The sequence below is a fragment of the Streptomyces sp. NPDC001728 genome, assembly GCF_040297565.1.
GTDB lineage: Bacteria > Actinomycetota > Actinomycetes > Streptomycetales > Streptomycetaceae > Streptomyces.
Genome location: NZ_JBEOZK010000016.1, coordinates 138,026 through 163,686, shown reverse-complemented (window position 1 = coordinate 163,686; position 25,661 = coordinate 138,026). Strand labels below are relative to the sequence as shown.

The following is a 25,661-nucleotide window of genomic DNA, read 5'->3' as shown; positions in this document are numbered from 1 at the left end:
GGTGCCCGGTGCAGAACCCGAGGTACGCACTCCTCTCCGGCCGGTACGCGGTCGCGCTCTGCACGGACGTCGAAGGCCTCTTCGGCGAACCCGACCCGCCGCCCCGCACGCGGTACGAGCTCCGCGGCTGCGAACCGCGCGGCGAGCTGGCCCGCGCCGTCACCGAGGCGATCGTGGAGGGCACGGCCCCGCTCGGCACCCTCGATGTGGAGACCCCCGACGGGCCCTGGCGCTTCGACGCCGTCCGCGTCCTGGGCGCGCGCGGCGACACCGTCACGGTCGAGAGCGCGGGCGCCCCTCGCCGCGTCCCCGGGGCGTACGGCACCACCCCGTGCGCCCACTTCATACCGGTCGCCCGCGAGACCGGGACCGGCCGCACCGAGGTCACCTTCCTCGGCTGCTCCCCGCGCGGCGCGCTCCGCGACGCCCTGGCCGCCGGCGCCGAGGAGTTCGAGGCGGTCCGCTACCAGGGCCTCACCTGGCTCGGGAACCACCACCACGAGGCCGAGGCGGGCCACGTCACCGGCTGGGACACCTCCGCCGGCCACCGCGGTCTGATCGACCTGACCGTGTCCTTCTCCCGTACGGGCCTCCTGCCGCACCCGACCCGGGACGTGTGGGACCTCTTCTGGCGCGACCGGCCCACCGAGCCGGGAACCTGGCGCCGCTTCCCCGGCCCCGGCCGGGCCCTGTGGCTGGCCCAGGCCGCCGCACTCGGCTCGTACGGCGCCCGGGAGGTCGTCCCGGGCGCGACCTACCACCTCGACGGCACCGGCGTCCTCGACGAGGACTCCTTCCTCTGTGCCGTGGGCGAGACCGTCCACGGCCCCGGTCACGCCTTCCGCGGCCCCGGCCACGCCCGCGCGGGAGACGTCCGGGCGGTCGGCGAGGCACTGGAGGGCGCCACCCTCGTCTGGCACCACGCCGACGTGGCCCGCGCCTGCCTCGGCGTGCGCCCGCTGACCGGACGGCGCCCGGCCACCTTCCACGAGATCACCGAGGGCCTCACGGCCGCGGGGGTACGGCTCGTCCTCGGCTGACCGCCCACGCCACGGCCCCCGCCGCGACGACCGCCGAGCCCGCGAGGACGGAACCGAACGGCAGCGCGAAGGCCAGCGCCCCGCACCCGGCGAGCCCGAGCGCGGCGAGCGGGCGCCGCTCCGGCCCCAGCGTCCAGGCCGAGGCGTTCGCGATCCCGTAGTAGACCAGCACCCCGAACGACGAGAAGCCGATCGCACCCCGGACGTCCGCCGTCGCCGCCACCACGGCCACCACCGCGCCCACCGCGAGCTCCATCCGGTGCGGCACCTGGAAACGCGGGTGGACGGCCGCGAGCGCCGTCGGCAGATACCCGTCCCGGGCCATGGCCAGGGCCGTACGGGACACCCCGAGGATCAGCGAGAGCAGCGAGCCCAGAGCGGCGACGGCCGCGCCCACCGCGACCACCGGCACCAGCCAGTCGGCGCCGGCCGCGCGGGCCGCGTCGGTCAGCGGGGCGGGAGAGTCGGCCAGGGCTTCGGGGCCGAGGACGGTGAGCACGCTCACCGCGACGAGCACGTACACGGCGAGCGCGATCCCGAGCGCGAGGGGTACGGCACGGGGGATCGTCCGGGCCGGATCGCGGACCTCCTCGCCGAGCGTGGCGATGCGCGCGTACCCCGCGAACGCGAAGAAGAGCAAACCCGCGGCCTGGAGGACGCCGCCGAAGGTCAGCTCCCCGCCGGGCGCGAGCGGGGAGGTCCCGCCGGCCCCGAGGGAGACCACGACCAGCACGAGGAGGACCGCGAGGACCAGCGCCACGATCACCCGCGTGAGCAGGGCCGACTTCTGAACTCCCCCGTAGTTCACGGCCGTCAGGGCCACCACGGCGGCCACCGCCACCACGTGCGCCTGCCCCGGCCACAGATACGCCCCGACGGTCAGCGCCATCGCCGCGCAGGAGGCGGTCTTGCCCACCACGAACGCCCAGCCGGCCAGATACCCCCAGAAGGGTCCCAGGCGTTCGCGACCGTACACATAGGTGCCGCCGGAGCTGGGGTGGCGGGCGGCGAGCCGGGCCGAGGCCATGGCGTTGCAGTACGCGATGACGGCGGCGGTCCCGAGCGCGAGCAGCAGCCCGCCGCCGGACCCGGCGGCGCCGGCGGCCGGCCCGAGGGCGACGAAGATCCCGGCCCCGACCATGGCACCGAGCCCGATCACGACCGCGTCGAAGACACCGAGGGACCGCCGCAGCTCACCAGTCATGCGCCGCAGCCTAGGGGGTGTCCCGGCGTGTCTACGGCCCGGTCTCCCTGAGCGTGATGTTCAGCCGTCCGGTCAGCCCGAGCTCCGGATCGGCCGTCCCCGGGAACACCTTCGGCACCCCGTGGTGCACCCACCGGGACACCCCGCCGAACACGAACAGGTCCCCGGAGGCCAGATCCACGTCCTGGTACGGCCGGCCCCGGCTCTCCTCGTTGCCGAAGCGGAACACGCACCGGTCCCCGAGGCTCAGCGACACCACCGGCGCACCCGAACGCTCCTCCCGGTCCTGGTGCATCCCCATCCGCGCCCCCGGCGCGTAGAAGTTCACCAGCGCGGTGTCGGGCGTGAAACCCCCGTCGTCCCCGTACGCCTCGACCAGCGCCTCCCGGCCCAAGGTCACGAGCCAGCCGGGCAGCGGCACCCCGACGGTGTCGAGATAGCGGTACGGCTCCCACTGCCGCCCCAGGCACAGCGAGCGCACCGACATGACGCCCCCGCCGGGCAGCACGGTCTGCCGGTACGGCACCGGCCCCCGCCCCCACTCACGGCAGACGTCCACCAGCTCCCGCTGCCGGGCGAACGGCAGCCACCCGGGGACGTGCACGGCGCCGGGCGCCACCGTGGCCCGCTCGCGCGGGAACAGCCCCTCGGTCACACCAGGGCCCCCTCCAGGCCCAGGAGCCGCTCCTTGCGCTCCAGCCCGGCGGCGTACCCGCGCAGACTCCCGTCGGCCCCGATCACCCGGTGGCAGGGCCGCACCACGAGCAGCGGATTGCGCCCGATCGCGGTCCCCACCGCCCGCACCCCGGCGCCCGGGGAACCGACGCGCCGCGCGATCTCCCCGTACGAGACGGTCGTGCCGTACGGGATCTCCTCCAGCGCCTGCCAGACGCGCCGCTGGAACGGGGTCCCGGCCTCGCCGTCGAGCGGCAGCTCGAACCGGTGCCGGTGCCCGGCGAAGTACTCCCCGAGCTGCTCGACGGCCTCGCCGAAGGCCTCGGGCGCCAGGACCCACCCGTCCTCGACCTCGACGGCACCCTTCTGCCCCGGCAGGGACAGCGAGCGCAGCACGGCACGGCCCCCTCCGGCGAGCTGCCCGACAAGCAGCATCTCGCCCAGGGGGCCGTCGGCGTACGCGTACACGGTCATGGCTGGTTCCTCTCCCCGCACGGGTCTTCCACAGACCCAGTGTGCGGGGACCGCCGAACCTCGGGCTGGCGGTATTCGGACATGACCTTCACGACCGCTGAGGGGTCAGCGGTAGTTCACGAACTGGATCGCGAAGTCGAAGTCCTTGCCCTTGAGCAGCGCCTGAACGGCCTGCAGGTCGTCCCGGCTCTTCGAGCTGACCCGCAGCTCCTCGCCCTGCACCTGCGCCTTGACGCCCTTGGGGCCCTCGTCGCGGATGGCCTTCGCGACCTTCTTGGCGTTCTCCTGGGAGATGCCCTCCTGGACGGAGGCGAAGAGCTTGTACTCCTTGCCGGACAGCTGCGGCTCACCCTCGACGTCCAGCGACTTCAGCGAGATGCCCCGCTTGATCAGCTTGGACTGGAAGATGTCGAGGATCGCCATGACGCGCTCCTCGCCGTTCGCCTGCATCAGGATCTTCTCGCCCGACCAGGCGATCGAGGCGTTGGTTCCCTTGAAGTCGTAGCGCTGCGAGATCTCCTTCACGGCCTGGTTGAGGGCGTTGTCGACCTCCTGCCGCTCGACCTTGGACACGATGTCGAAACTGGAGTCGGCCATGACTCGTGGCTCCTTGCTCGGATGCTGGGGGTACAGCCCAAAGCCTAGGGGGTGCGCAACGGCCCGAACGGCTGATCAATCCGGTGGCGAAGCACCCCCTGGGATCAGGTATCGTTTACGTCGTTGCCACGGAACACCGCAGAAAAGCGGCTCCACGGCAGCGATCTCATGGCGATGTGCCCGAGTGGCCAATGGGAGCGGACTGTAAATCCGTCGGCTTAGCCTACCCAGGTTCGAATCCTGGCGTCGCCACGCGATACGGAAGGTCCCCGGTGCTTGCACCGGGGACCTTCTCGCGTTTCCGCGGGCCGGGCGGGGGCTCAGTTTCCGGCCACGTCCTTCACCGCGACCGACAGCGGGGTCGAGCCCGCGATCAGTTCCAGGGTCAGGCCGGCCGTCGCCGGGGTGTCCAGGAGTTCCGCCAGGACCGCCGCCACGTCGTCCCGGGGGACCGGGCCGCGGCCCGTGCGGGCCTCCAGTCGGACCATGCCCGTGCCCGCGTCGTTCGTCAGCGAACCCGGGCGCAGGACCGTCCAGTCCAGCGCCGTACGCGACCTGACCTCGTCGTCGGCGGCGCCCTTCGCGCGGAGGTACGCGTCGAAGATCTCGTCGCCCGGGTGGGTGGAGTCGGCGCCCATCGAGGAGACGACGACGAAGCGCCGCACGCCCGCCCGCTCCGCCGCGTCCGCGAACAGCACCGCTGCCGCCCGGTCCACCGTGTCCTTGCGGTCCGCCCCGCTGCCCGGCCCCGCGCCCGCCGCGAAGACCGCCGCGTCCGCGCCCTGGAGCACCGCGGCGACCATCTCCACCGACGCCGACTCCAGGTCCAGGACGACGGGCTCCGCGCCCGCGTCCCGCAGGTCCCCCGCCTGCTCCGGTCTGCGGATGATCCCCGCGACCTCGTGCCCGCCCGCCGAGAGCAGCCTCTCCAGGCGCCGGGCGATCTGTCCGTGTCCTCCAGCGATGACGATGCGCATACTCACGACCGTACGACGGGACCGGCCGGAGGGCTTCCCGGCTCCGGCGGACGCTCCGGGCGCGCCTGCCTCGGCAGGTCCAGCGCCGCCGCCGAGTCGCAGTACTCCCGTACCGCGCTGGTCCGGGCCACCACCCGCCCCCGGTGCACCACGAGCCGGCTGTACGCGAGGGACAGCACGCCCGAGAGGCGCTCGCCGCGCACCGCGAGCAGCTCCGCGGGGAAGCCGGCCTCCACCCGCACCTCCGGCAGCCCCATCACCGCCCGCGCCTCCGCGCTCACCGCCGCGTACGCCTCCTCCGGCGGGAGCCCGCCGAGCGAGGCCAGCAGGTATGCCGCCTCCAGCGGATCGCCGCGCCCCACCGGGTTCGCCACGTCCCGCAGCGCCCCGCTGCCCGCCGCGACCCGCACCCCCGCCGCCCGCAGCAGCCGTACCGGCGCCGAGCCGCGCCGCTCCGTGCTCCCGCAGCCGCCCTGCGGCAGGCACACCACGGTCACCCCGGCCGCCGCCAGCCCGTCCGCCGCCCGCCGGGCCACCTCGGCGGGCAGCCGGCCGAGCCCCGCGCACGGGCCGATCGACACCCCCGGGCGCAGCCCGCCGGCCATCGCCGCGAGCCGGGCGAGCCGCGCCGGGTCGCCGCCGTCGGTGTGCAGGTCGACCGGGACGCCGTGCTCGGCCGCGACCTCCAGAACCGCTTCCACGTAGCCGGAGGGGTCCGGGTCGAGGTCCGGGCAGCCGCCGACCACCCCGGCGCCCATCTTCAACGCGTCCCGCAGCATCGCCAGGCCGTCGGCGCCCGCCACCCCGGTGAGCAGCCTCGGCACCGCGACCGCGGTGAGGTCCACCAGGCCGCGCAGTGAGCGCCTGGCCTGGAGGACGGCTTCGAGCGGGCCGAGCCCGTGGACGTCGCCGGTCCGCACGTGCGCGCGTTGCCCGGTGGCGCCGTGGCCGAGCTGGAGCAGCGCGGCCTCGGTGGCCCGGCGCTGCACCTCCTCGGGGGCGTACGAGACGGGCCCGGGGGAGTCTGCGGAGAGAGCGGTGTCGGCGTGCGCGTGGGGTTCGGCGGCGGCGGGCAGCAGCAGATAACCGGTGAGGTCGACCCGTGCTCCGACGGCGGCGAGGCTGCCGGCCGTGCCGACCGCCTCGATACGCCCGCCGACGAGCCGTACGTCGACGGTCCGCCCGTCGGTGAGCCGTGCGTGGGAGAGCAGGAGGGAGGTCGAGTCGGCCGTGGTGGCGGCCCCGTCCTCGGGCGGCGGCGTGGGCTGCTTGCTGTCGGCTGACATCGGGCTCCTCAAGGCTCCTCAAGATCAAGATCACGCAGCGTGGGGGCCGAGCCTAGGGGCGCTCGGTCCGCGCTTCGAGGAGGAGCGCAATAGTCGTACCGATGAGGCCACGAGTGGCGTACGGGACGCCTGGTGGGGACCCTCGCGGGGGCTCCGCGAAACGGATTTGGGTGATGGGCCGGAGACCGTGTAATGTCTTCCTCGCTCGCCCCAATAGCTCAGTCGGTAGAGCGTCTCCATGGTAAGGAGAAGGTCTACGGTTCGATTCCGTATTGGGGCTCTGGTGAGAAGGACCCGTCTTCGGGCGGGATCCGGATCATCAAAGCGGTGTAGCTCAGTCGGTAGAGCAAGCGGCTCATAATCGCTGTGTCACCGGTTCAAGTCCGGTCACCGCTACACACGGTAGCCGATTGTGGGGTCGGTCCTTCGATCGGCTACTCTTTTATGCGTTCATCCGTCCCATCCGTCCAAGGAGCACTCACGTGGCTGCCACCGACGTCCGCCCGAAGATCACGCTGGCCTGCGTGGAGTGCAAGGAGCGGAACTACATCACCAAGAAGAACCGGCGTAACAACCCGGATCGCATGGAGATGAAGAAGCACTGCCCCCGCTGCAACTCGCACACTGCGCACCGCGAGACGCGCTAATCAGGCTCGTACACGAGGCCGTCCCCACTGCGGGGGCGGCCTCGTGTCGTTTGTCGGCACACAGACGGCGACGGCACCGCCGGAGCCCTCGGCAACAAATCCAGGAGGTATCGAGTCCATGGCGCTCGACCAGTCCTTCGTGGGCCGGACCTATCCGCCCACCGCGCCCTACGAGGTCGGCCGCGAGAAGATCCGCGAGTTCGCCGAGGCGATCGGCGACGCGAATCCCGCGTACACCGACACCGAGGCGGCCAAGGCGCTCGGGCACTCCGATGTGATCGCCCCGCCGACCTTCGTGTTCGCCATCACGTTCAAGGCGGCCGGCGCGGTCATCGAGGACCCGCAGCTGGGCCTGGACTACAGCCGCGTCGTGCACGGCGACCAGAAGTTCGCCTACACCCGGCCCGTCCGCGCCGGGGACCGGCTCTCGGTCACCTCCACCATCGAGGCGATCAAGTCCCTCGCGGGCAACGACATCCTGGACATCCGCGGCGAGGTCCACGACGCCTCCGGCGAGCACGTGGTGACCGCCTGGACCAAGCTCGTCTCCCGCGCACCCGAGGGGGTCTGACCATGACCGCGAAGATCGCCTACGACGAGGTCGAGGTCGGCACCGAGCTGCCCGCGCAGGCCTTCCCCGTGACGCGCGCCACGCTGGTGCGGTACGCGGGCGCCTCCGGGGACTTCAACCCCATCCACTGGAACGAGAAGTTCGCGGTGGAGGTCGGCCTGCCCGACGTCATCGCCCACGGCATGTTCACCATGGCCGAGGCGGTCCGCGTCGTCACCGACTGGGCCGGCGACCCCGCCGCCGTCGTCGAGTACGGCGTCCGCTTTACCAAGCCCGTCGTCGTCCCCGACGACGGGACCGGTGCGCTCATCGAGGTCAGCGCCAAGGTCGCGGCCAAGCTCGACGACCAGCGGGTCCGGGTGGACCTCACGGCGATGTGCGCCGGCCAGAAGGTGCTGGGGATGAGCCGGGCCGTGGTCCGGCTCGCCTGACGCGGCTGACGGGCCCCGCTTTCCGCCGTGGCGGAAAGCGGGGCCCGTACTCTTGAGCCCGTGCAGCTCCTCAACGACGCCCCCCTCGCGCCCCTGACCACCTTCCGGCTCGGTGGCCCCGCCGCCCGGCTCGTCACCGCCACCACGGACGACGAGGTCGTCGCGGCCGTGCGTGAGGCCGATGCCGCGGGGACCCCGCTGCTGATCATCGGCGGCGGCTCCAACCTGGTCATCGGGGACAAGGGCTTCGACGGCACCGCGCTGCGCATCGCCACCACCGGCTTCGCCCTGGACGGGACCCGGCTCGAACTCGCCGCCGGCGAGGTCTGGACGGACGCCGTCGCCCGGACCGTCGAGGCCGGGCTCGCCGGGATCGAGTGCCTGGCCGGCATCCCCGGCTCGGCCGGCGCGACCCCCATCCAGAACGTCGGCGCCTACGGGCAGGACGTCTCCGCCACCGTCACCGAGGTCGTCGCCTACGACCGGCGCGCGGGGGAGACCGTCACCCTCACGGGCGCCGAGTGCGCCTTCTCGTACCGGCACAGCGTCTTCAAGGACCACCCCGAGCGGTACGTGGTGCTGCGCGTCCGGTTCGAGCTGGAGGACGCGGACGGGATGTCCGCCCCGATCAAGTACCCGGAGACCGCCCGCGCCCTCGGCGTCGAGGCGGGCGACCGGGTGCCCCTCGCGACCGCCCGCGAGACCGTGCTGCGGCTGCGCGCCGGCAAGGGCATGGTCCTGGACCCGGAGGACCACGACACCTGGTCGGCGGGCTCCTTCTTCACCAACCCGATCCTCACGGCAGGGGAGTACGGGACCTTCCTCGCGCGCGTGGCCGGGCGTCTCGGCGCGGACGTCGCCCCGCCGGCCTTCCCCGCGGGCGGGGACGGCGAGGTGAAGACCTCAGCCGCCTGGCTGATCGACCGGGCCGGGTTCACCAAGGGGTACGGCTCCGGGCCCGCGCGGATCTCCACCAAGCACACGCTCGCCCTCACCAACCGGGGCGAGGCGACCACCGAGGACCTGCTGGCGCTCGCCCGCGAGGTCGTCTCCGGGGTTCACGAGGCCTTCGGGATCACCCTCGTCAACGAGCCGGTGACGGTCGGCGTCAGCCTCTGAGGTTCCGTACGCGGCTGTTCGGCCCGCGGCTGTTCAGTACGCGACGCCCACGCCCTGCTTGACCGTCGCCGGGTCGTCGATCATCGACAGCATCGCGTGGGCCACGTCCGCGCGGGCGAGGGAGCGGCCCCGGGGCGGGTTCCCGCCGACGACCGTGCGGTAGCGGCCGGTGACCGGCTTGTCCGTCAGCTTGGGCGGGCGTACGGAGGTCCAGTCGGCGCCGCTCGCGGCGAGCTCGGACTCCATCACCCGCAGGTCGGCGTAGATGTCCGTCGACGCCGCCCGCGGCCTCATGCGGACCGTGGGGCTCGCCCGCACCACGACCAAGGAGATCGCCAAGGCCGCGGGGTGCTCGGAGGCCGCGCTCTACAAGTACTTCGCGAGCAAGGAGGCCCTGTTCCTCGCCGTACTCAACGAGAGGCTGCCCCGGCTCGGCGGACTCCTCGACACCCTCGCCGCCGACCCCGGCGGCCGTACCGTCGAGGAGAACCTCGCCGAGGTCGCCCGGCAGGCCGCGCTCTTCTACGAACAGACGTTCCCGATCGCCGCCTCCCTCTACGCCGAACCGCGGCTCAAGCAGCGCCACGAAGAGGTCATGCACGCCTACGGGCGCGGCCCCCACAAGCCCATCGAGGGCCTCGCCGCCTGTCTGCGCGCCGAGCAGCGGCACGGGCGCATCGCCGCCGACGCCGACCCGGTGGCCGCCGCGTCGCTGCTCCTGGGCGCCTGCGTCCAGCGCGCCTTCGCCTGGGAGACGAGCCCGGACCGCAGGCCGCCGGACTCCCTCGACGACTTCGCCCGCGGGCTCGCCCGCACCCTGCTCAGGGGGATCAGCTAGCGATCCAGTCGTCGATCCCCGCGAGCAGCTTCGCCCGTACGTCCTCCGGGGCCGCCGAGCCCCGTACCGACTGCCGGGCCAGCTCCGCCAGCTCCGCGTCCGTGAAGGCGTGGTGCCGGCGGGCGATCTCGTACTGCGCGGCGAGCCGCGAGCCGAAGAGCAGCGGGTCGTCCGCGCCGAGCGCCATCGGCACCCCCGCCTCGAAGAGCGTCCGCAGGGGCACGTCCTCGTGCTTCTCGTACACCCCGAGGGCCACGTTCGACGCGGGGCAGACCTCGCAGGTCACCCCGCGCTCCGCGAGCCTGCGCAGCAGCCGCGGGTCCTCCGCCGACCGCACGCCGTGGCCGACCCGCGCCGCCCGCAGGTCGTCCAGGCAGTCCCGTACCGAAGCGGGACCCGTCAGCTCGCCGCCGTGCGGGGCCGCGAGCAGACCGCCGTCACGGGCGATGGCGAAGGCCCGGTCGAAGTCCCGCGCCATGCCCCGCCGCTCGTCGTTGGAGAGCCCGAAGCCGACGACGCCCCGGTCCGCGAACCGCACCGCGAGCCGGGCGAGCGTACGCGCCTCCAGCGGGTGCTTCATCCGGTTCGCCGCGACCAGCACCCGCATCCCGAGCCCGGTCTCCCGCGAGGCCGCGTCGACCGCGTCGAGGATGATCTCCAGGGCGGGGATGAGCCCGCCGAGGTGCGGGGCGTACGAGGTGGGGTCGACCTGGATCTCCAGCCACCCGGAACCGTCCCTGACGTCCTCCTGGGCCGCCTCGCGCACGAGCCGCTGGATGTCCTCGGGGGCGCGCAGACAGGAGCGGGCGACGTCGTAGAGACGCTGGAAGCGGAACCAGCCGCGCTCGTCGGTCGCCCGCAGCCGGGGAGGCGTACCGCCCTTGAGCGCCTCGGGGAGGCGCACCCCGTACTTGTCGGCCAGTTCGAGCAGGGTCGAGGGCCTCATCGAACCGGTGAAGTGCAGGTGCAGATGGGCCTTCGGAAGGGTCGTGAGATCGCGGTATTCGTGCTCCATCGGCCGATCCTGCCCTACCCGAATGGACGAACACAGCCCGTTTCCCCGATCGGGACCTCGCTAGAACGCAAAAACGGGCCCCCGGTTCCGAAGAACCGGGGGCCCGTCCGGCCCCCTCCCAAGAGCAGGCCGGACTCGCTCAGTCCGTGGCCTCGGCCAGCAGCTTCTGGATCCGGGACACGCCCTCCACCAGGTCCTCGTCGCCCAGCGCGTACGAAAGACGCAGGTAGCCCGGGGTGCCGAAGGCCTCGCCCGGGACGACCGCGACCTCGGCCTCGTCCAGGATCAGGGCCGCGAGCTCGACCGAGCTCTGCGGGCGCTTGCCGCGGATCTCCTTGCCGAGCAGCGGCTTCACCGAGGGGTACGCGTAGAACGCGCCCTCCGGCGTCGGGCAGTACACGCCCTCGATCTCGTTCAGCATCCGCACGATCGTCTGGCGGCGACGGTCGAAGGCGGTGCGCATCTCCGCGACGGCGTCCAGGTTGCCCGAGACGGCGGCGAGCGCGGCGATCTGCGCGACGTTGCTCACGTTGGACGTGGCGTGCGACTGGAGGTTCGTCGCGGCCTTCACGACGTCCTTCGGGCCCACGATCCACCCGACGCGCCAGCCCGTCATGGCGTACGTCTTCGCCACGCCGTTGACCACGATGCACTTGTCGCGCAGCTCGGGGACGATCGCCGGCAGCGAGGTGAACTTCGCGTCGCCGTAGACCAGGTGCTCGTAGATCTCGTCGGTCAGGACCCACAGGCCGTGCTCGACGGCCCAGCGGCCGATGGCCTCCGCGTCGGCCTCGGTGTAGACCGCGCCGGTCGGGTTGGACGGCGAGACGAAGAGGACGACCTTGGTCCGCTCCGTCCGGGCCGCCTCCAGCTGCTCCACCGAGACCCGGTAGCCGGTGGTCTCGTCGGCCACGACCTCCACCGGGACACCGCCCGCGAGACGGATCGACTCCGGGTACGTCGTCCAGTACGGCGCCGGGACGATGACCTCGTCGCCCGGGTCGAGGATCGCGGCGAACGCCTCGTAGATCGCCTGCTTGCCGCCGTTGGTCACCAGGACCTGGGAGGCGTCGACCTCGTAGCCGGAGTCGCGCAGCGTCTTGGCGGCGATGGCGGCCTTCAGCTCGGGCAGACCGCCGGCCGGTGTGTAGCGGTGGTACTTCGGGTTCTTGCAGGCCTCGACGGCCGCGTCGACGATGTAGTCCGGGGTCGGGAAGTCGGGCTCACCCGCGCCGAAACCGATCACCGGGCGCCCGGCGGCCTTGAGGGCCTTGGCCTTGGCGTCGACGGCGAGGGTGGCGGACTCGGAGATCGCACCGATCCGGGCGGAGACCCGACGCTCGGTGGGAGGGGTAGCAGCGCTCATACGGCCCATCGTCCCAGACCGGCTCAGGCCCCGGCACACAGGTTTCACGGACCGGACAGGAACGGTCATTCCCGGTCGTACGCGCGTCCGGCGGCAGGTCCGTCGTGGTTTCTGTTCGACGCGGGGCCCCCTGACCACGTATGCTCACTCCTCGTTGGCCCGCAGCGACCACATCTCACGATGCGGTACGTTGAGGGACACCAACAAAGGGTCGTAGCTCAATTGGTAGAGCACCGGTCTCCAAAACCGGCGGTTGGGGGTTCAAGTCCCTCCGGCCCTGCTACACACACCGCCAGGTGTTGTGCGCATGTACGTACTTCATTGCACCGCCGTGCGGCTCCACCCGGGCGCGGCACGGCCGACCCGGAATCAGGTGAGAGATCGTGACGGACGCCGTAGGCTCCATCGACATGCCTGATGCCGACGACGAGGCCGCCGACGCGAAGAAGAAGTCGCGCAAGGGCGGCAAGCGCGGAAAGAAGGGCCCCCTGGGCCGTCTCGCGCTCTTTTACCGGCAGATCATCGCGGAACTCCGCAAGGTCGTCTGGCCGACGCGCAATCAGCTGACGTCGTACACCACTGTGGTGATCGTCTTCGTCGTCATCATGATCGGCCTCGTCACCGTGATTGACTATGGCTTCCAGGAAGCAGTCAAGTACGTCTTCGGCTGACTTTTTGTTCCACCCCATCTGTATCGCAGGAAGAAGCAGCCACCGTGTCTGACGCGAACCTGAACGACGCCTTCGAGTCCGAGTCCGTCGAGGACGAGCTGGACATCGTCGAGGCCGCCGACGAGGACCAGGCGGACGCTGCTGACGAGGTCGCAGGCGAGGCCGCCGAGGAAGCCGCTCTCCACGTCGAGGACGAGGACGAGGACGAGCAGGAGTCCGACGAGGACGTCGACGCCGCCGAGGGCGACGAGGACGAGACCGTCGAGACCGTCACGGCCGAGGACGAGGCCGCGGAGGACGAGGACACCGAGGAAGAGACCGAAGAGGAGGCCGAGCCGGCCGCCCCGGTCGACCCGGTTGCCGCGCTCCGTGAGGAGCTGCGCACGCTCCCCGGCGAGTGGTACGTCATCCACACCTACGCGGGCTACGAGAAGCGCGTGAAGGCCAACCTGGAGCAGCGCGCCGTCTCGCTCAACGTCGAGGACTTCATCTACCAGGCCGAGGTGCCCGAGGAAGAGATCGTCCAGATCAAGGGCGGCGAGCGGAAGAACGTCAAGCAGAACAAGCTTCCCGGCTACGTTCTCGTCCGCATGGACCTGACGAACGAGTCCTGGGGCGTCGTCCGGAACACCCCCGGTGTCACCGGCTTCGTGGGCAACGCCTACGACCCGTACCCGCTGACGCTGGACGAGATCGTCAAGATGCTCGCCCCCGAGGCCGAGGAGAAGGCCGCCCGCGAGGCCGCCGAGGCCGAGGGCAAGCCGGCTCCGGCCCGCAAGCTCGAGATCCAGGTCCTGGACTTCGAGGTCGGCGACTCGGTCACCGTCACCGACGGCCCCTTCGCCACCCTCCAGGCGACCATCAACGAGATCAACCCCGACTCGAAGAAGGTCAAGGGCCTCGTCGAGATCTTCGGTCGCGAGACCCCGGTCGAGCTCAGCTTCGACCAGATCCAGAAGAACTGATCTCACAGATTTCCGACCAGGTCAGAGTGGCTGTCAAAGCCGCTCTGACCTGCTCGGTTTTTGGCCGCGCGTCTATACCCGTTATCGTTGTGCGGTATGCCTCCATCCGGATGACCGGATGGCGGGCTGAACACTCTCACTAGGACCCGGAGAGAGCAATGCCTCCCAAGAAGAAGAAGGTCACGGGGCTTATCAAGCTCCAGATCAACGCCGGTGCGGCGAACCCGGCTCCGCCGGTCGGCCCCGCGCTCGGTCAGCACGGCGTCAACATCATGGAGTTCTGCAAGGCCTACAACGCCGCGACCGAGTCGCAGCGTGGCATGGTCGTGCCGGTGGAGATCACGGTCTACGACGACCGTTCCTTCACCTTCGTCACCAAGACTCCGCCGGCCGCCAAGCTGATCCTCAAGGCCGCTGGTGTGGACAAGGGCTCCGGCGAGCCGCACAAGACCAAGGTTGCCAAGCTCACGGCCGCCCAGGTCCGCGACATCGCCACGGTCAAGCTCCCCGACCTGAACGCCAACGACCTGGACGCCGCGTCCAAGATCATCGCTGGCACCGCCCGTTCCATGGGCATCACGGTCGAGGGCTGATCACCCCCCTCGTGACCTCAGTGGTAGGGCCTGCGCGGCCCGCACCACGACTCCATACCTGAACCAACAGGAGAAGCAGTGAAGCGCAGCAAGGCTCTCCGCTCCGCGGACGCCAAGGTCGACCGCGAGCGGAACTACGCGCCCCTCGAGGCCGTCCGTATCGCCAAGGACACCGCCACCACGAAGTTCGACGGCACCGTCGAGGTCGCCTTCCGCCTGGGCGTCGACCCGCGCAAGGCCGACCAGATGGTCCGTGGCACCGTGAACCTTCCGCACGGCACCGGCAAGACCGCCCGGGTCCTGGTCTTCGCGACCGGTGACCGTGCCGAGGCCGCGATCGCCGCGGGCGCCGACATCGTCGGCTCCGACGAGCTCATCGACGAGATCTCCAAGGGCAACCGCCTGAACGAGTTCGACGCCGTTGTGGCCACCCCGGACCTCATGGGCAAGGTCGGCCGCCTCGGCCGCGTCCTCGGCCCGCGTGGTCTCATGCCGAACCCCAAGGTCGGCACCGTCACGCCCGACGTGGCGAAGGCTGTCAACGAGATCAAGGGCGGCAAGATCGAGTTCCGCGTCGACAAGCACTCGAACCTGCACTTCATCATCGGCAAGGTCTCCTTCGACGAGACGAAGCTGGTCGAGAACTACGCCGCGGCTCTGGAGGAGATCCTCCGTCTGAAGCCGTCCGCCGCCAAGGGCCGCTACATCAAGAAGGCGACCCTGACGACGACGATGGGCCCCGGCATCCCGCTGGACTCCAACCGCACCCGCAACCTCCTCGTCGAGGAGGACCCGGCCGCGGTCTGAACCCCATCGGTTCACTGAGTGGTCAGCCGGCCCCGCACCTCCTCGGAGGTGCGGGGCCGGCTCTTTGTTACGGTTCAAGGAACCGTAAAGACGTTGATCAAGGGGTGGGGAACACTCATGAACAAGTCCACGTGGAAGCGTGCGGGCATCGCTCTGACGGCCGTGGCCGTCGTGACGGGTGTCGCGGGCTGTCAGGACGGCGACGAGCCCAAGAAGGGCGCCGCCGACGCGCCGGCGAAGCCGCAGTCGCAGACGCAGAGCCTGGAGGACGTCACCAAGGTCATCCAGGCCGCGTACACGAAGACCTCGGCCGCCAAGACCGCGAAGATCCGGATGACCATGGAGATGCCGGCCGGCCTCGAAGGCGGCGGCACGATGGAGATGACCGGCGTGCAGGGCTGGGACCCCTCGGTGATGGACATCACCGTCAAGGGCTCCATGCTCACGGCGGGCAACCCCGGCGGACCCGAGCAGATGCGCATGATCATGCTCGGCGACGCCATGTACATGGACATGGGTGCCAAGCAGGCCGCCGAGATGGGCGGCAAGCGCTGGATGAAGCTCGACATGAAGGCGATCGCCGCCGCGTCCGGGGACAAGGGCCTGGAGAAGTCCATGACCGGGGGCATGGAGAACATGAACCAGGACCCGGCGAAGCAGCTCGCCATGCTCCTCGACTCTCCCAACCTCAAGCACGTCGGCGCGGAGAAGGTCGACGGCGTCGACACCCAGCACTACAAGGGCACGCTGACCCTGGAGCAGATGGTCGCGGCCAACAAGTCCTTCGACGTGCTCTCCGAGAAGGAGCGCACCGAGATGATCGACGGTGTGCGGAAGGCCGGCATCACGGCGTACGACACCCAGGTCTGGGTCGACGGCGACGGCTACCCGGTCAAGATGGACGTCGGCATGAAGATGAAGCAGGGCACCGTGAAGATGGCGATGCACTTCTCCGACTACGGCGCCAAGGCGAGCGTCCAGGCCCCGCCGGCGAAGGACACGATGGACCTGTTCGAGATGCTGAAGGGCATGGGCCAGGGCTGATTTGCCCCGGGCCGACCCGGTCGCGTACTCTTCCACAGAAGCCAAAGACCGCTGGTCGTCACTGTGCCGTCAAGGTGCGGTGGCCGAAGGATTCGCTGAGACGCGAACGACCCGCGCAGGTGATCGTGGAAGAGTTCCCGGATCTTCGGATGCGGTAGAGCTGAGCCCCGAGCGCTTGCGCCCGGGGCGTTTTGTTTTGTCAGCCCCTTCTGAGCGGTCCTCATCACCCGGAAGGAGGCCGACGCTCTATGGCAAGGCCCGACAAGGCTGCCGCGGTAGCCGAGCTTGAGGACAAGTTCCGCAGCTCGAACGCCGTCGTGCTGACCTCGTACACGGGGCTCACCGTGGCGCAGCTCAAGACGCTGCGTCGTTCGCTCGGTGAGAACGCCCAGTACGCCGTGGTGAAGAACACGCTGACCAAGATTGCGGCCAACCAGGCCGGCATCTCCGCGCTGGACGACCAGCTTGCTGGTTCGACCGCGGCCGCCTTCGTCACCGGTGACCCGGTGGAGTCGGCGAAGGCTCTGCGTGACTTCGCCAAGGAGAACCCCAACCTCGTCATCAAGGGCGGTGTCCTTGATGGCAAGGCGCTGTCCGCCGACGAGTTCAAGAAGCTCGCGGACCTCGAGTCCCGCGAGGTTCTGCTCAGCAAGCTGGCCGGCGCGTTCAAGGGCAAGCAGTCTCAGGCTGCCTCGCTCTTCCAGGCGCTGCCGTCGAAGTTCGTCCGCACCGCGGAGGCGCTTCGCGTCAAGCTCGCCGAGCAGGGCGGTGCCGAGTAATTCGGCTCGCGTCATGATCTGTGCCGCCTAGGCACAGGTCGTAGCGGGCCGTAACGCCCGCCTCTCTATACATCCGGCACCTGCCGAATTAGTGGAAGGATCGCCCATCATGGCGAAGCTCTCTCAGGACGACCTCCTCGCCCAGTTCGAGGAGATGACCCTCATCGAGCTCTCCGAGTTCGTTAAGGCGTTCGAGGACAAGTTCGACGTCACCGCCGCCGCGGCCGTCGCCGTTGCCGGCCCGGGCGTCCCGGTTGCCGCTGAGGCCGCCGAGGAGCAGGACGAGTTCGACGTCATCCTCGAGGGTGCCGGCGACAAGAAGATCCAGGTCATCAAGGTCGTGCGTGAGCTCACCTCCCTGGGCCTCAAGGAGGCCAAGGACCTCGTCGACGGCACCCCGAAGCCGGTCCTCGAGAAGGTCGCGAAGGAGGCCGCCGAGAAGGCTGCCGAGTCCCTCAAGGCCGCCGGCGCCTCCGTCACGGTCAAGTAAGACCGTTTCGAGTCGCTGTAGCTGACTCCTGCCCCCGTGTAACGCGGGAGCACCGAAAGGCGATCACCCTTATGGGTGGTCGCCTTTCGGCGTCCCCGGGAAGGGCGTGGCGGGGCACCCGAGGCCCGCCGGAGGCGGAGTATGGTGATCTTCGCCGTGCGCCCCGCAGACCGGGGGGCCTTGACGAACCGCACGCAGCGCGCAATTCTCAGGACGCGTCGTCACAACGATCCGTTTCCGAGGCATGGATCGACGACTGAACGGGCAGTATCGAGGTGCGCCGCACGGCGCGAGGTACCGCGGAGTTGAGAGCAACGAGGGTCGCGAATTATTCGCCCTGGACATCAGTGAGCCAAGTGGCTACACTGACCCTTTGCGCTGCCTGTTAGCTGCCCCCTGCCCGTCACCAGGGGCATACCTTCGCATCCGCTTCTCGGACCGACCCCGTCTGACCTGGCCTTTCGGCCATCTCAGGAAATGTCTGCCGTGAAGCATTGCTGGGGACCGGTACGCGCGTAGTGAGTCCGAGCCCTCGGAAGGACCCCCTCTTGGCCGCCTCGCGCAACGCCTCGACCAATACGAACAACGGCGCAAGCACCGCCCCGCTGCGCATCTCTTTTGCAAAGATCAGGGAGCCCCTCGAGGTTCCGAACCTCCTCGCGCTGCAGACCGAGAGCTTTGACTGGCTGCTCGGCAACGCCGCCTGGAAGGCTCGCGTCGAGGCTGCCCTTGAGTCGGGACAGGACGTCCCCAGGAAGTCCGGCCTGGAGGAGATCTTCGAGGAGATCTCCCCGATCGAGGACTTCTCCGGGTCGATGTCGCTGACCTTCCGCGACCACCGCTTCGAGCCGCCGAAGAACTCGATCGACGAGTGCAAGGACCGTGACTTCACGTACGGCGCCCCGCTCTTCGTCACCGCCGAGTTCACCAACAACGAGACCGGCGAGATCAAGTCCCAGACGGTCTTCATGGGCGACTTCCCGCTCATGACGAACAAGGGCACCTTCGTCATCAACGGCACCGAGCGTGTCGTGGTGTCGCAGCTGGTCCGTTCGCCGGGTGTCTACTTCGACTCCTCCATCGACAAGACGTCCGACAAGGACATCTTCTCCGCCAAGATCATCCCGTCCCGGGGTGCCTGGCTGGAGATGGAGATCGACAAGCGCGACCTGGTCGGTGTCCGCATCGACCGCAAGCGCAAGCAGTCCGTCACCGTCCTCCTCAAGGCTCTCGGCTGGACCACCGAGCAGATCCTCCAGGAGTTCGGCGAGTACGAGTCCATGCGCGCCACCCTGGAGAAGGACCACACCCAGGGCCAGGACGACGCGCTGCTCGACATCTACCGCAAGCTGCGTCCGGGCGAGCCGCCGACCCGTGAGGCCGCTCAGACGCTGCTCGAGAACCTCTACTTCAACCCGAAGCGCTACGACCTCGCGAAGGTCGGCCGCTACAAGGTGAACAAGAAGCTCGGCGCGGACGAGCCGCTGGACGCCGGCGTGCTCACCACCGATGACGTCATCGCCACGATCAAGTACCTGGTCAAGCTCCACGCGGGCGAGACCGAGACGATCGGCGAGAGCGGTACGGAGATCGTCGTCGAGACCGACGACATCGACCACTTCGGCAACCGTCGTCTGCGCAACGTCGGCGAGCTCATCCAGAACCAGGTCCGCACGGGTCTGGCTCGTATGGAGCGCGTCGTGCGTGAGCGCATGACCACCCAGGACGTCGAGGCGATCACGCCGCAGACCCTGATCAACATCCGGCCGGTCGTCGCCTCCATCAAGGAGTTCTTCGGCACCAGCCAGCTGTCGCAGTTCATGGACCAGAACAACCCGCTGTCGGGTCTGACGCACAAGCGTCGTCTCTCGGCGCTGGGCCCTGGTGGTCTGTCCCGTGAGCGGGCCGGCTTCGAGGTCCGAGACGTGCACCCGTCCCACTACGGACGCATGTGCCCGATCGAGACCCCCGAAGGCCCGAACATCGGTCTGATCGGTTCGCTCGCCTCGTACGGCCGGATCAACCCCTTCGGCTTCATCGAGACGCCGTACCGCAAGGTCATCGACGGCCAGGTCACCGACGAGGTCGACTACGTCACCGCCGATGAGGAGGACCGCTTCGTCATCGCCCAGGCGAACGCGACCCTGAACGACGAGCTTCAGTTCACCGAGGCCCGCGTCCTGGTCCGTAAGCGTGGCGGCGAGGTCGACTACGTCCCGCCGGCCGAGGTCGACTACATGGACGTCTCGCCGCGCCAGATGGTGTCGGTCGCGACGGCCATGATCCCGTTCCTCGAGCACGACGACGCCAACCGCGCCCTGATGGGCGCGAACATGATGCGTCAGGCGGTGCCGCTCATCAAGTCGGAGGCCCCGCTCGTGGGCACCGGCATGGAGTACCGCTGCGCCACCGACGCCGGCGACGTGCTCAAGGCCGAGAAGGACGGTGTCGTCCAGGAGCTGTCGGCCGACTACATCACGGTCGCCAACGACGACGGCACGTACATCACGTACCGCCTGCACAAGTTCTCCCGCTCCAACCAGGGCACCTCTGTGAACCAGAAGGTCGTCGTGGACGAGGGCGACCGCGTCATCGAGGGCCAGGTCCTCGCCGACGGTCCCGCCACCGAAGACGGCGAGATGGCGCTCGGCAAGAACCTGCTCGTGGCGTTCATGCCGTGGGAGGGTCACAACTACGAGGACGCGATCATCCTGTCGCAGCGCCTCGTGCAGGACGACGTCCTCTCCTCGATCCACATCGAGGAGCACGAGGTCGACGCCCGTGACACCAAGCTCGGCCCGGAGGAGATCACCCGGGACATCCCGAACGTCTCCGAGGAGGTCCTCGCCGACCTCGACGAGCGCGGCATCATCCGCATCGGTGCCGAGGTCGTCGCCGGCGACATCCTCGTCGGCAAGGTCACGCCCAAGGGTGAGACCGAGCTGACCCCGGAGGAGCGTCTGCTCCGCGCGATCTTCGGTGAGAAGGCGCGCGAGGTCCGTGACACCTCGTTGAAGGTCCCGCACGGCGAGATCGGCAAGATCATCGGTGTGCGTGTCTTCGACCGCGAGGAGGGCGACGAGCTTCCCCCGGGCGTGAACCAGCTGGTCCGCGTCTACGTCGCCCAGAAGCGCAAGATCACCGATGGTGACAAGCTCGCCGGCCGTCACGGCAACAAGGGTGTCATCTCCAAGATCCTTCCGATCGAGGACATGCCCTTCCTCGAGGACGGCACGCCGGTCGACATCATCCTCAACCCGCTGGGTGTCCCGTCCCGAATGAACCCGGGACAGGTCCTGGAGATCCACCTCGGCTGGCTCGCCAGCCGCGGCTGGGACGTCTCCGGCCTCGCGGACGACTGGGCGCAGCGCCTCCAGGCGATCGGCGCCGACCAGGTCGCCCCGGGCACCAACGTCGCCACCCCGGTGTTCGACGGTGCGCGTGAGGACGAGCTCGCGGGCCTGCTGAACCACACCATCCCGAACCGCGACGGCGAGCGCATGGTGCAGCCGACCGGTAAGGCGAGGCTGTTCGACGGCCGCTCCGGCGAGCCGTTCCCGGACCCGATCTCCATCGGGTACATGTACATCCTCAAGCTCCACCACCTGGTCGACGACAAGCTCCACGCTCGTTCGACCGGCCCGTACTCGATGATCACCCAGCAGCCGCTGGGTGGTAAGGCCCAGTTCGGTGGCCAGCGCTTCGGTGAGATGGAGGTGTGGGCGCTGGAGGCGTACGGCGCCGCATACGCCCTCCAGGAGCTGCTGACGATCAAGTCCGACGACGTGACCGGCCGCGTGAAGGTCTACGAGGCCATCGTCAAGGGCGAGAACATCCCTGAGCCCGGCATCCCCGAGTCCTTCAAGGTGCTCATCAAGGAGATGCAGTCCCTGTGCCTCAACGTGGAGGTGCTGTCCTCGGACGGCATGTCCATCGAGATGCGCGACACCGACGAGGACGTCTTCCGCGCAGCGGAGGAGCTCGGCATCGACCTGTCCCGGCGCGAGCCGAGCAGCGTCGAAGAGGTCTGACGGGAGTTCGGTCGGGGACTCGGCGAAACGCCGCTGAGTCCCCGGCCGGCCCCAGGACCCCCGTATCAGACCCCAAGCCTTACAACCCTGAGAGGGATTGACGCATAGTGCTCGACGTCAACTTCTTCGACGAGCTCCGGATCGGTCTGGCCACCGCTGACGACATCCGTCAGTGGAGCCACGGCGAGGTCAAGAAGCCGGAGACCATCAACTACCGCACGCTCAAGCCCGAGAAGGACGGACTCTTCTGCGAGAAGATCTTCGGTCCGACCCGGGACTGGGAGTGCTACTGCGGCAAGTACAAGCGTGTCCGCTTCAAGGGCATCATCTGTGAGCGGTGTGGCGTCGAGGTCACCCGCGCGAAGGTGCGCCGTGAGCGGATGGGCCACATCGAGCTCGCCGCTCCCGTCACCCACATCTGGTACTTCAAGGGCGTCCCGTCGCGCCTTGGCTACCTGCTCGACCTCGCCCCGAAGGACCTCGAGAAGGTCATCTACTTCGCGGCGTACATGATCACGTACGTCGACGACGAGCGTCGTACGCGTGACCTGCCCTCGCTGGAGGCGCACGTCTCCGTCGAGCGTCAGCAGATCGAGAACCGTCGCGACTCCGACCTGGAGGCCCGCGCCAAGAAGCTCGAGAACGACCTCGGCGAGCTCGAGGCCGAGGGCGCCAAGGCCGATGTGCGCCGCAAGGTGCGCGAGGGTGCCGAGCGCGAGATGAAGCAGCTGCGCGACCGTGCGCAGCGCGAGATCGACCGTCTGGACGAGGTCTGGTCGCGCTTCAAGAACCTCAAGGTCCAGGACCTGGAGGGCGACGAGCTCCTCTACCGCGAGCTGCGTGACCGCTTCGGCACGTACTTCGACGGTTCGATGGGTGCCGCGGCGCTGCAGAAGCGCCTGGAGTCCTTCGACCTGGAGGAGGAGGCCGAGCGCCTCCGCGAGATCATCCGTACCGGCAAGGGCCAGAAGAAGACCCGTGCGCTCAAGCGCCTCAAGGTCGTCTCCGCGTTCCTGCAGACCGCGAACAGCCCCAAGGGCATGGTTCTCGACTGCGTGCCGGTCATCCCGCCGGACCTTCGTCCGATGGTGCAGCTGGACGGTGGCCGCTTCGCGACCTCCGACCTGAACGACCTGTACCGCCGCGTGATCAACCGCAACAACCGCCTGAAGCGGCTTCTCGACCTCGGTGCCCCCGAGATCATCGTGAACAACGAGAAGCGCATGCTCCAGGAGGCCGTGGACGCCCTCTTCGACAACGGTCGTCGTGGTCGCCCGGTGACCGGTCCCGGCAACCGCCCGCTGAAGTCCCTGAGCGACATGCTCAAGGGCAAGCAGGGTCGTTTCCGTCAGAACCTCCTCGGCAAGCGTGTGGACTACTCCGCGCGTTCCGTGATCGTCGTCGGTCCGCAGCTCAAGCTGCACCAGTGCGGTCTGCCGAAGGCCATGGCGCTGGAGCTCTTCAAGCCGTTCGTGATGAAGCGCCTGGTGGACCTGAACCACGCGCAGAACATCAAGAGCGCCAAGCGGATGGTCGAGCGCGGCCGCACGGTCGTGTACGACGTCCTCGAAGAGGTCATCGCCGAGCACCCGGTTCTGCTGAACCGTGCGCCCACGCTGCACCGCCTCGGCATCCAGGCCTTCGAGCCCCAGCTGGTCGAGGGCAAGGCCATCCAGATCCACCCGCTCGTCTGCACCGCGTTCAACGCGGACTTCGACGGTGACCAGATGGCCGTGCACCTGCCGCTCTCCGCGGAGGCGCAGGCCGAGGCCCGCATCCTGATGCTGTCCTCGAACAACATCCTCAAGCCGGCCGACGGCCGTCCGGTCACGATGCCGACCCAGGACATGGTCCTCGGTCTGTTCTTCCTGACCACCGACGGTGAGCTCCGTGACACCAAGGGCGAGGGCCGCGCGTTCGGCTCCACGGCCGAGGCGATCATGGCGTTCGACGCCGGCGAGCTCGCGCTGCAGTCGCAGATCGACATCCGCTTCCCCGTCGGCACCATCGCTCCGCGTGGCTGGGTTCCCCCGGTCACGGAGGAGGGTGAGCCGGAGTGGCAGCAGGGTGACTCGTTCCGCCTGCGCACCTCGCTGGGCCGCGCGCTCTTCAACGAGCTGCTGCCCGAGGACTACCCGTTCGTCGACTACTCCGTCGGCAAGAAGCAGCTCTCCGAGATCGTCAACGACCTCGCCGAGCGCTACCCCAAGGTCATCGTGGCGGCGACGCTCGACAACCTGAAGGCGGCGGGCTTCTACTGGGCGACCCGTTCCGGTGTCACCGTGGCCATCTCCGACGTCGTCGTGCCCGAGGCCAAGAAGGCCATCGTCAAGGGCTACGAGGAGCAGGACGAGAAGGTCCAGAAGCAGTACGAGCGCGGTCTCATCACGAAGGAAGAGCGCACTCAGGAGCTCATCGCGATCTGGACCAAGGCGACCAACGAGGTTGCCGAGGCGATGAACGCGAACTTCCCGAAGACGAACCCCATCTTCATGATGGTCGACTCGGGTGCCCGAGGAAACATGATGCAGATGCGTCAGATCGCCGGTATGCGCGGTCTGGTGTCGAACGCCAAGAACGAGACGATCCCGCGTCCCATCAAGGCGTCCTTCCGTGAGGGCCTCACCGTCCTGGAGTACTTCATCTCCACGCACGGTGCCCGTAAGGGTCTGGCGGACACCGCCCTGCGTACCGCCGACTCGGGTTACCTGACCCGTCGTCTGGTGGACGTCTCGCAGGACGTGATCATCCGCGAGGAGGACTGCGGCACCGAGCGCGGTCTCAAGCTGCGGATCGCCGAGCGCGGCGCCGACGGCGTCCTGCGCAAGACGGACGACGTCGAGACCTCCGTGTACGCGCGGATGCTCGCCGAGGACGTCGTCGTCGACGGCAAGGTCATCGCGCCTGCCAACGTCGACCTGGGTGACGTGCTCATCGACGCCCTGCTCAACGCGGGCGTCGAGGAGGTCAAGACCCGTTCGGTCCTGACCTGTGAGTCCGCCGTCGGTACCTGTGCGTTCTGCTACGGCCGTTCGCTCGCCACCGGCAAGCTGGTCGACATCGGTGAGGCGGTCGGCATCATCGCCGCCCAGTCCATCGGTGAGCCCGGTACCCAGCTGACGATGCGTACCTTCCACACCGGTGGTGTGGCCGGTGACGACATCACCCAGGGTCTGCCCCGTGTCGTCGAGCTCTTCGAGGCTCGTCAGCCCAAGGGTGTCGCCCCGATCTCGGAGGCGGCCGGCCGCGTCCGTATCGAGGAGACCGAGAAGACCAAGAAGATCGTCGTCACCCCGGACGACGGCACCGACGAGACGGCGTTCCCGATCTCGAAGCGTGCCCGTCTGCTCGTGGGCGAGGGCGACCACGTCGAGGTGGGCCAGAAGCTCACCGTGGGTGCCACCAACCCGCACGACGTGCTCCGGATCCTCGGTCAGCGCGCGGTCCAGATCCACCTGGTCGCCGAAGTCCAGAAGGTCTACAACTCGCAGGGCGTGTCGATCCACGACAAGCACATCGAGATCATCATCCGGCAGATGCTGCGCCGCGTGACGATCATCGAGTCCGGCGACGCGGAGCTGCTTCCGGGCGAGCTCGTCGAGCGCTCGAAGTTCGAGACCGAGAACCGTCGTGTGGTCACCGAGGGCGGTCACCCCGCCTCCGGCCGTCCGCAGCTGATGGGTATCACCAAGGCCTCGCTGGCGACGGAATCCTGGCTGTCGGCCGCCTCCTTCCAGGAGACGACCCGAGTCCTGACGGATGCGGCGATCAACGCCAAGTCCGACAGCCTCATCGGCCTCAAGGAGAACGTCATCATCGGTAAGCTCATCCCGGCCGGTACGGGTCTGTCCCGCTACCGCAACATCCGGGTGGAGCCGACCGAAGAGGCCAAGGCCGCGATGTACTCGGCCGTCGGCTACGACGACATCGACTACTCGCCGTTCGGCTCGGGCTCCGGCCAGGCCGTTCCGCTGGAGGACTACGACTACGGTCCGTACAACCAGTAAGTAGTGCGAACCGAAGGGCGGTACCCCGTGACCG

The 25,661-nt window shown here is 69.2% G+C and carries 23 protein-coding genes, 4 tRNA genes and 1 pseudogene; 19 read left to right on the top strand and 9 right to left on the bottom strand.

Annotated features, from left to right (window positions below):
• The first annotated feature begins 8 nt into the window (after positions 1–8).
• Complete coding sequence (locus tag ABT154_RS23610; RefSeq protein WP_351858775.1) at positions 9–1,040, top strand: barstar family protein; 1,032 nt, start codon at positions 9–11, stop codon at positions 1,038–1,040.
• On the opposite strand, the gene ABT154_RS23605 is transcribed toward ABT154_RS23610, so the two are convergent.
• The 4 genes from ABT154_RS23605 to ABT154_RS23590 form a co-directional block, all read right to left on the bottom strand.
• Positions 1,006–2,244, bottom strand: a complete 1,239-nt coding sequence (locus ABT154_RS23605) for an APC family permease (protein ID WP_351858774.1) — start codon at positions 2,242–2,244, stop codon at positions 1,006–1,008. The genes ABT154_RS23610 and ABT154_RS23605 overlap by 35 nt on opposite strands.
• A 31-nt stretch (positions 2,245–2,275) precedes the next feature.
• Entirely contained in the window at positions 2,276–2,899 is a 624-nt protein-coding gene (locus ABT154_RS23600) for an alpha-ketoglutarate-dependent dioxygenase AlkB family protein (RefSeq protein WP_351858773.1), read from the bottom strand.
• Positions 2,896–3,393, bottom strand: coding sequence for a methylated-DNA--[protein]-cysteine S-methyltransferase (locus ABT154_RS23595; RefSeq protein ID WP_351858772.1), 498 nt, complete (start codon positions 3,391–3,393; stop codon positions 2,896–2,898). The genes ABT154_RS23600 and ABT154_RS23595 overlap by 4 nt, the downstream gene beginning before the upstream one ends.
• 105 nt (positions 3,394–3,498) lie before the next feature.
• Positions 3,499–3,990: a YajQ family cyclic di-GMP-binding protein gene (locus ABT154_RS23590; RefSeq protein WP_317878263.1), complete on the bottom strand. Its 492-nt coding sequence runs from the start codon at positions 3,988–3,990 to the stop codon at positions 3,499–3,501.
• Positions 3,991–4,160: 170 nt separating this feature from the next.
• On the opposite strand from ABT154_RS23590, the gene ABT154_RS23585 reads away from it, so the two are divergent.
• Positions 4,161–4,242, top strand: a tRNA-Tyr gene (locus ABT154_RS23585).
• 68 nt (positions 4,243–4,310) lie between these two features.
• On the opposite strand, the gene ABT154_RS23580 is transcribed toward ABT154_RS23585, so the two are convergent.
• Together ABT154_RS23580 and ABT154_RS23575 are read right to left on the bottom strand one after the other, a co-directional pair.
• Positions 4,311–4,967 carry an SDR family oxidoreductase gene (locus ABT154_RS23580; protein ID WP_351858771.1) on the bottom strand — a complete coding sequence of 219 codons (657 nt, stop codon included), beginning with the start codon at positions 4,965–4,967 and terminating at the stop codon, positions 4,311–4,313.
• Positions 4,968–4,969: 2 nt separating this feature from the next.
• Positions 4,970–6,253: an amidohydrolase family protein gene (locus tag ABT154_RS23575; RefSeq protein ID WP_351858770.1), complete on the bottom strand. Its 1,284-nt coding sequence runs from the start codon at positions 6,251–6,253 to the stop codon at positions 4,970–4,972.
• A 207-nt stretch (positions 6,254–6,460) separates the two neighbouring features.
• On the opposite strand from ABT154_RS23575, the gene ABT154_RS23570 reads away from it, so the two are divergent.
• The 6 genes from ABT154_RS23570 (at position 6,461) to ABT154_RS23545 (ending at position 9,021) form a co-directional block, all read left to right on the top strand.
• Positions 6,461–6,533, top strand: a tRNA-Thr gene (locus ABT154_RS23570).
• Between the two features lie 43 nt (positions 6,534–6,576).
• Positions 6,577–6,649, top strand: a tRNA-Met gene (locus ABT154_RS23565).
• A gap of 86 nt (positions 6,650–6,735) precedes the next feature.
• A complete protein-coding gene (gene rpmG / locus ABT154_RS23560; protein WP_007265873.1) occupies positions 6,736–6,900 on the top strand; it encodes a 50S ribosomal protein L33 in 165 nt (54 codons plus the stop codon).
• A gap of 118 nt (positions 6,901–7,018) precedes the next feature.
• Entirely contained in the window at positions 7,019–7,471 is a 453-nt protein-coding gene (locus tag ABT154_RS23555) for an FAS1-like dehydratase domain-containing protein (RefSeq protein ID WP_317874077.1), read from the top strand.
• A 2-nt stretch (positions 7,472–7,473) separates the two neighbouring features.
• On the top strand, positions 7,474–7,902 hold the full coding sequence (locus ABT154_RS23550) for a MaoC family dehydratase (protein WP_351858769.1): 429 nt from the start codon (positions 7,474–7,476) through the stop codon (positions 7,900–7,902).
• Positions 7,903–7,929: 27 nt separating this feature from the next.
• Entirely contained in the window at positions 7,930–9,021 is a 1,092-nt protein-coding gene (locus ABT154_RS23545) for a UDP-N-acetylmuramate dehydrogenase (RefSeq protein WP_351858768.1), read from the top strand.
• A gap of 33 nt (positions 9,022–9,054) precedes the next feature.
• Here ABT154_RS23545 and ABT154_RS23540 read toward each other — a convergent pair.
• Positions 9,055–9,291: pseudogene (locus tag ABT154_RS23540) on the bottom strand (NAD(P)H-binding protein); the annotation flags it as partial.
• On the opposite strand from ABT154_RS23540, the gene ABT154_RS23535 reads away from it, so the two are divergent.
• Positions 9,287–9,859, top strand: a complete 573-nt coding sequence (locus ABT154_RS23535; RefSeq protein ID WP_351858767.1) for a TetR/AcrR family transcriptional regulator — start codon at positions 9,287–9,289, stop codon at positions 9,857–9,859. The pseudogene ABT154_RS23540 and the gene ABT154_RS23535 overlap by 5 nt on opposite strands.
• On the opposite strand, the gene ABT154_RS23530 is transcribed toward ABT154_RS23535, so the two are convergent.
• Together ABT154_RS23530 and ABT154_RS23525 are read right to left on the bottom strand one after the other, a co-directional pair.
• On the bottom strand, positions 9,852–10,874 hold the full coding sequence (locus ABT154_RS23530; RefSeq protein WP_351858766.1) for an adenosine deaminase: 1,023 nt from the start codon (positions 10,872–10,874) through the stop codon (positions 9,852–9,854). The two genes, ABT154_RS23535 and ABT154_RS23530, sit on opposite strands and share 8 nt — an antisense overlap.
• A gap of 139 nt (positions 10,875–11,013) precedes the next feature.
• Positions 11,014–12,240, bottom strand: coding sequence for a pyridoxal phosphate-dependent aminotransferase (locus tag ABT154_RS23525; RefSeq protein WP_351858765.1), 1,227 nt, complete (start codon positions 12,238–12,240; stop codon positions 11,014–11,016).
• A 207-nt stretch (positions 12,241–12,447) separates the two neighbouring features.
• On the opposite strand from ABT154_RS23525, the gene ABT154_RS23520 reads away from it, so the two are divergent.
• The 10 genes from ABT154_RS23520 to ABT154_RS23475 all read left to right on the top strand — a co-directional run bounded on the left by ABT154_RS23520 (position 12,448) and on the right by ABT154_RS23475 (position 25,627).
• Positions 12,448–12,520, top strand: a tRNA-Trp gene (locus tag ABT154_RS23520).
• 103 nt (positions 12,521–12,623) lie between these two features.
• The gene (gene secE, locus ABT154_RS23515; protein ID WP_317874081.1) at positions 12,624–12,911 is read left to right on the top strand and encodes a preprotein translocase subunit SecE; all 288 of its coding nucleotides are present in this window, start codon (positions 12,624–12,626) and stop codon (positions 12,909–12,911) included.
• Between the two features lie 44 nt (positions 12,912–12,955).
• Positions 12,956–13,876 (top strand): transcription termination/antitermination protein NusG, encoded by a 921-nt coding sequence (gene nusG / locus ABT154_RS23510; protein ID WP_351858764.1) that lies wholly within the window; start codon positions 12,956–12,958, stop codon positions 13,874–13,876.
• Positions 13,877–14,034: 158 nt separating this feature from the next.
• The gene (gene rplK / locus ABT154_RS23505; protein ID WP_317874083.1) at positions 14,035–14,469 is read left to right on the top strand and encodes a 50S ribosomal protein L11; all 435 of its coding nucleotides are present in this window, start codon (positions 14,035–14,037) and stop codon (positions 14,467–14,469) included.
• Positions 14,470–14,547: 78 nt separating this feature from the next.
• Positions 14,548–15,276 (top strand): 50S ribosomal protein L1, encoded by a 729-nt coding sequence (rplA, locus tag ABT154_RS23500; RefSeq protein WP_056552442.1) that lies wholly within the window; start codon positions 14,548–14,550, stop codon positions 15,274–15,276.
• A gap of 117 nt (positions 15,277–15,393) precedes the next feature.
• A complete protein-coding gene (locus ABT154_RS23495) occupies positions 15,394–16,320 on the top strand; it encodes an SCO4651 family lipoprotein (RefSeq protein ID WP_351858763.1) in 927 nt (308 codons plus the stop codon).
• A gap of 248 nt (positions 16,321–16,568) precedes the next feature.
• A complete protein-coding gene (rplJ, locus tag ABT154_RS23490) occupies positions 16,569–17,099 on the top strand; it encodes a 50S ribosomal protein L10 (RefSeq protein WP_056552434.1) in 531 nt (176 codons plus the stop codon).
• Between the two features lie 109 nt (positions 17,100–17,208).
• The gene (gene rplL, locus ABT154_RS23485) at positions 17,209–17,589 is read left to right on the top strand and encodes a 50S ribosomal protein L7/L12 (protein WP_351858762.1); all 381 of its coding nucleotides are present in this window, start codon (positions 17,209–17,211) and stop codon (positions 17,587–17,589) included.
• A gap of 548 nt (positions 17,590–18,137) precedes the next feature.
• The gene (gene rpoB, locus ABT154_RS23480; protein WP_317874085.1) at positions 18,138–21,620 is read left to right on the top strand and encodes a DNA-directed RNA polymerase subunit beta; all 3,483 of its coding nucleotides are present in this window, start codon (positions 18,138–18,140) and stop codon (positions 21,618–21,620) included.
• A 107-nt stretch (positions 21,621–21,727) separates the two neighbouring features.
• Entirely contained in the window at positions 21,728–25,627 is a 3,900-nt protein-coding gene (locus ABT154_RS23475; RefSeq protein ID WP_317874086.1) for a DNA-directed RNA polymerase subunit beta', read from the top strand.
• The last annotated feature ends 34 nt before the right edge of the window (positions 25,628–25,661 follow it).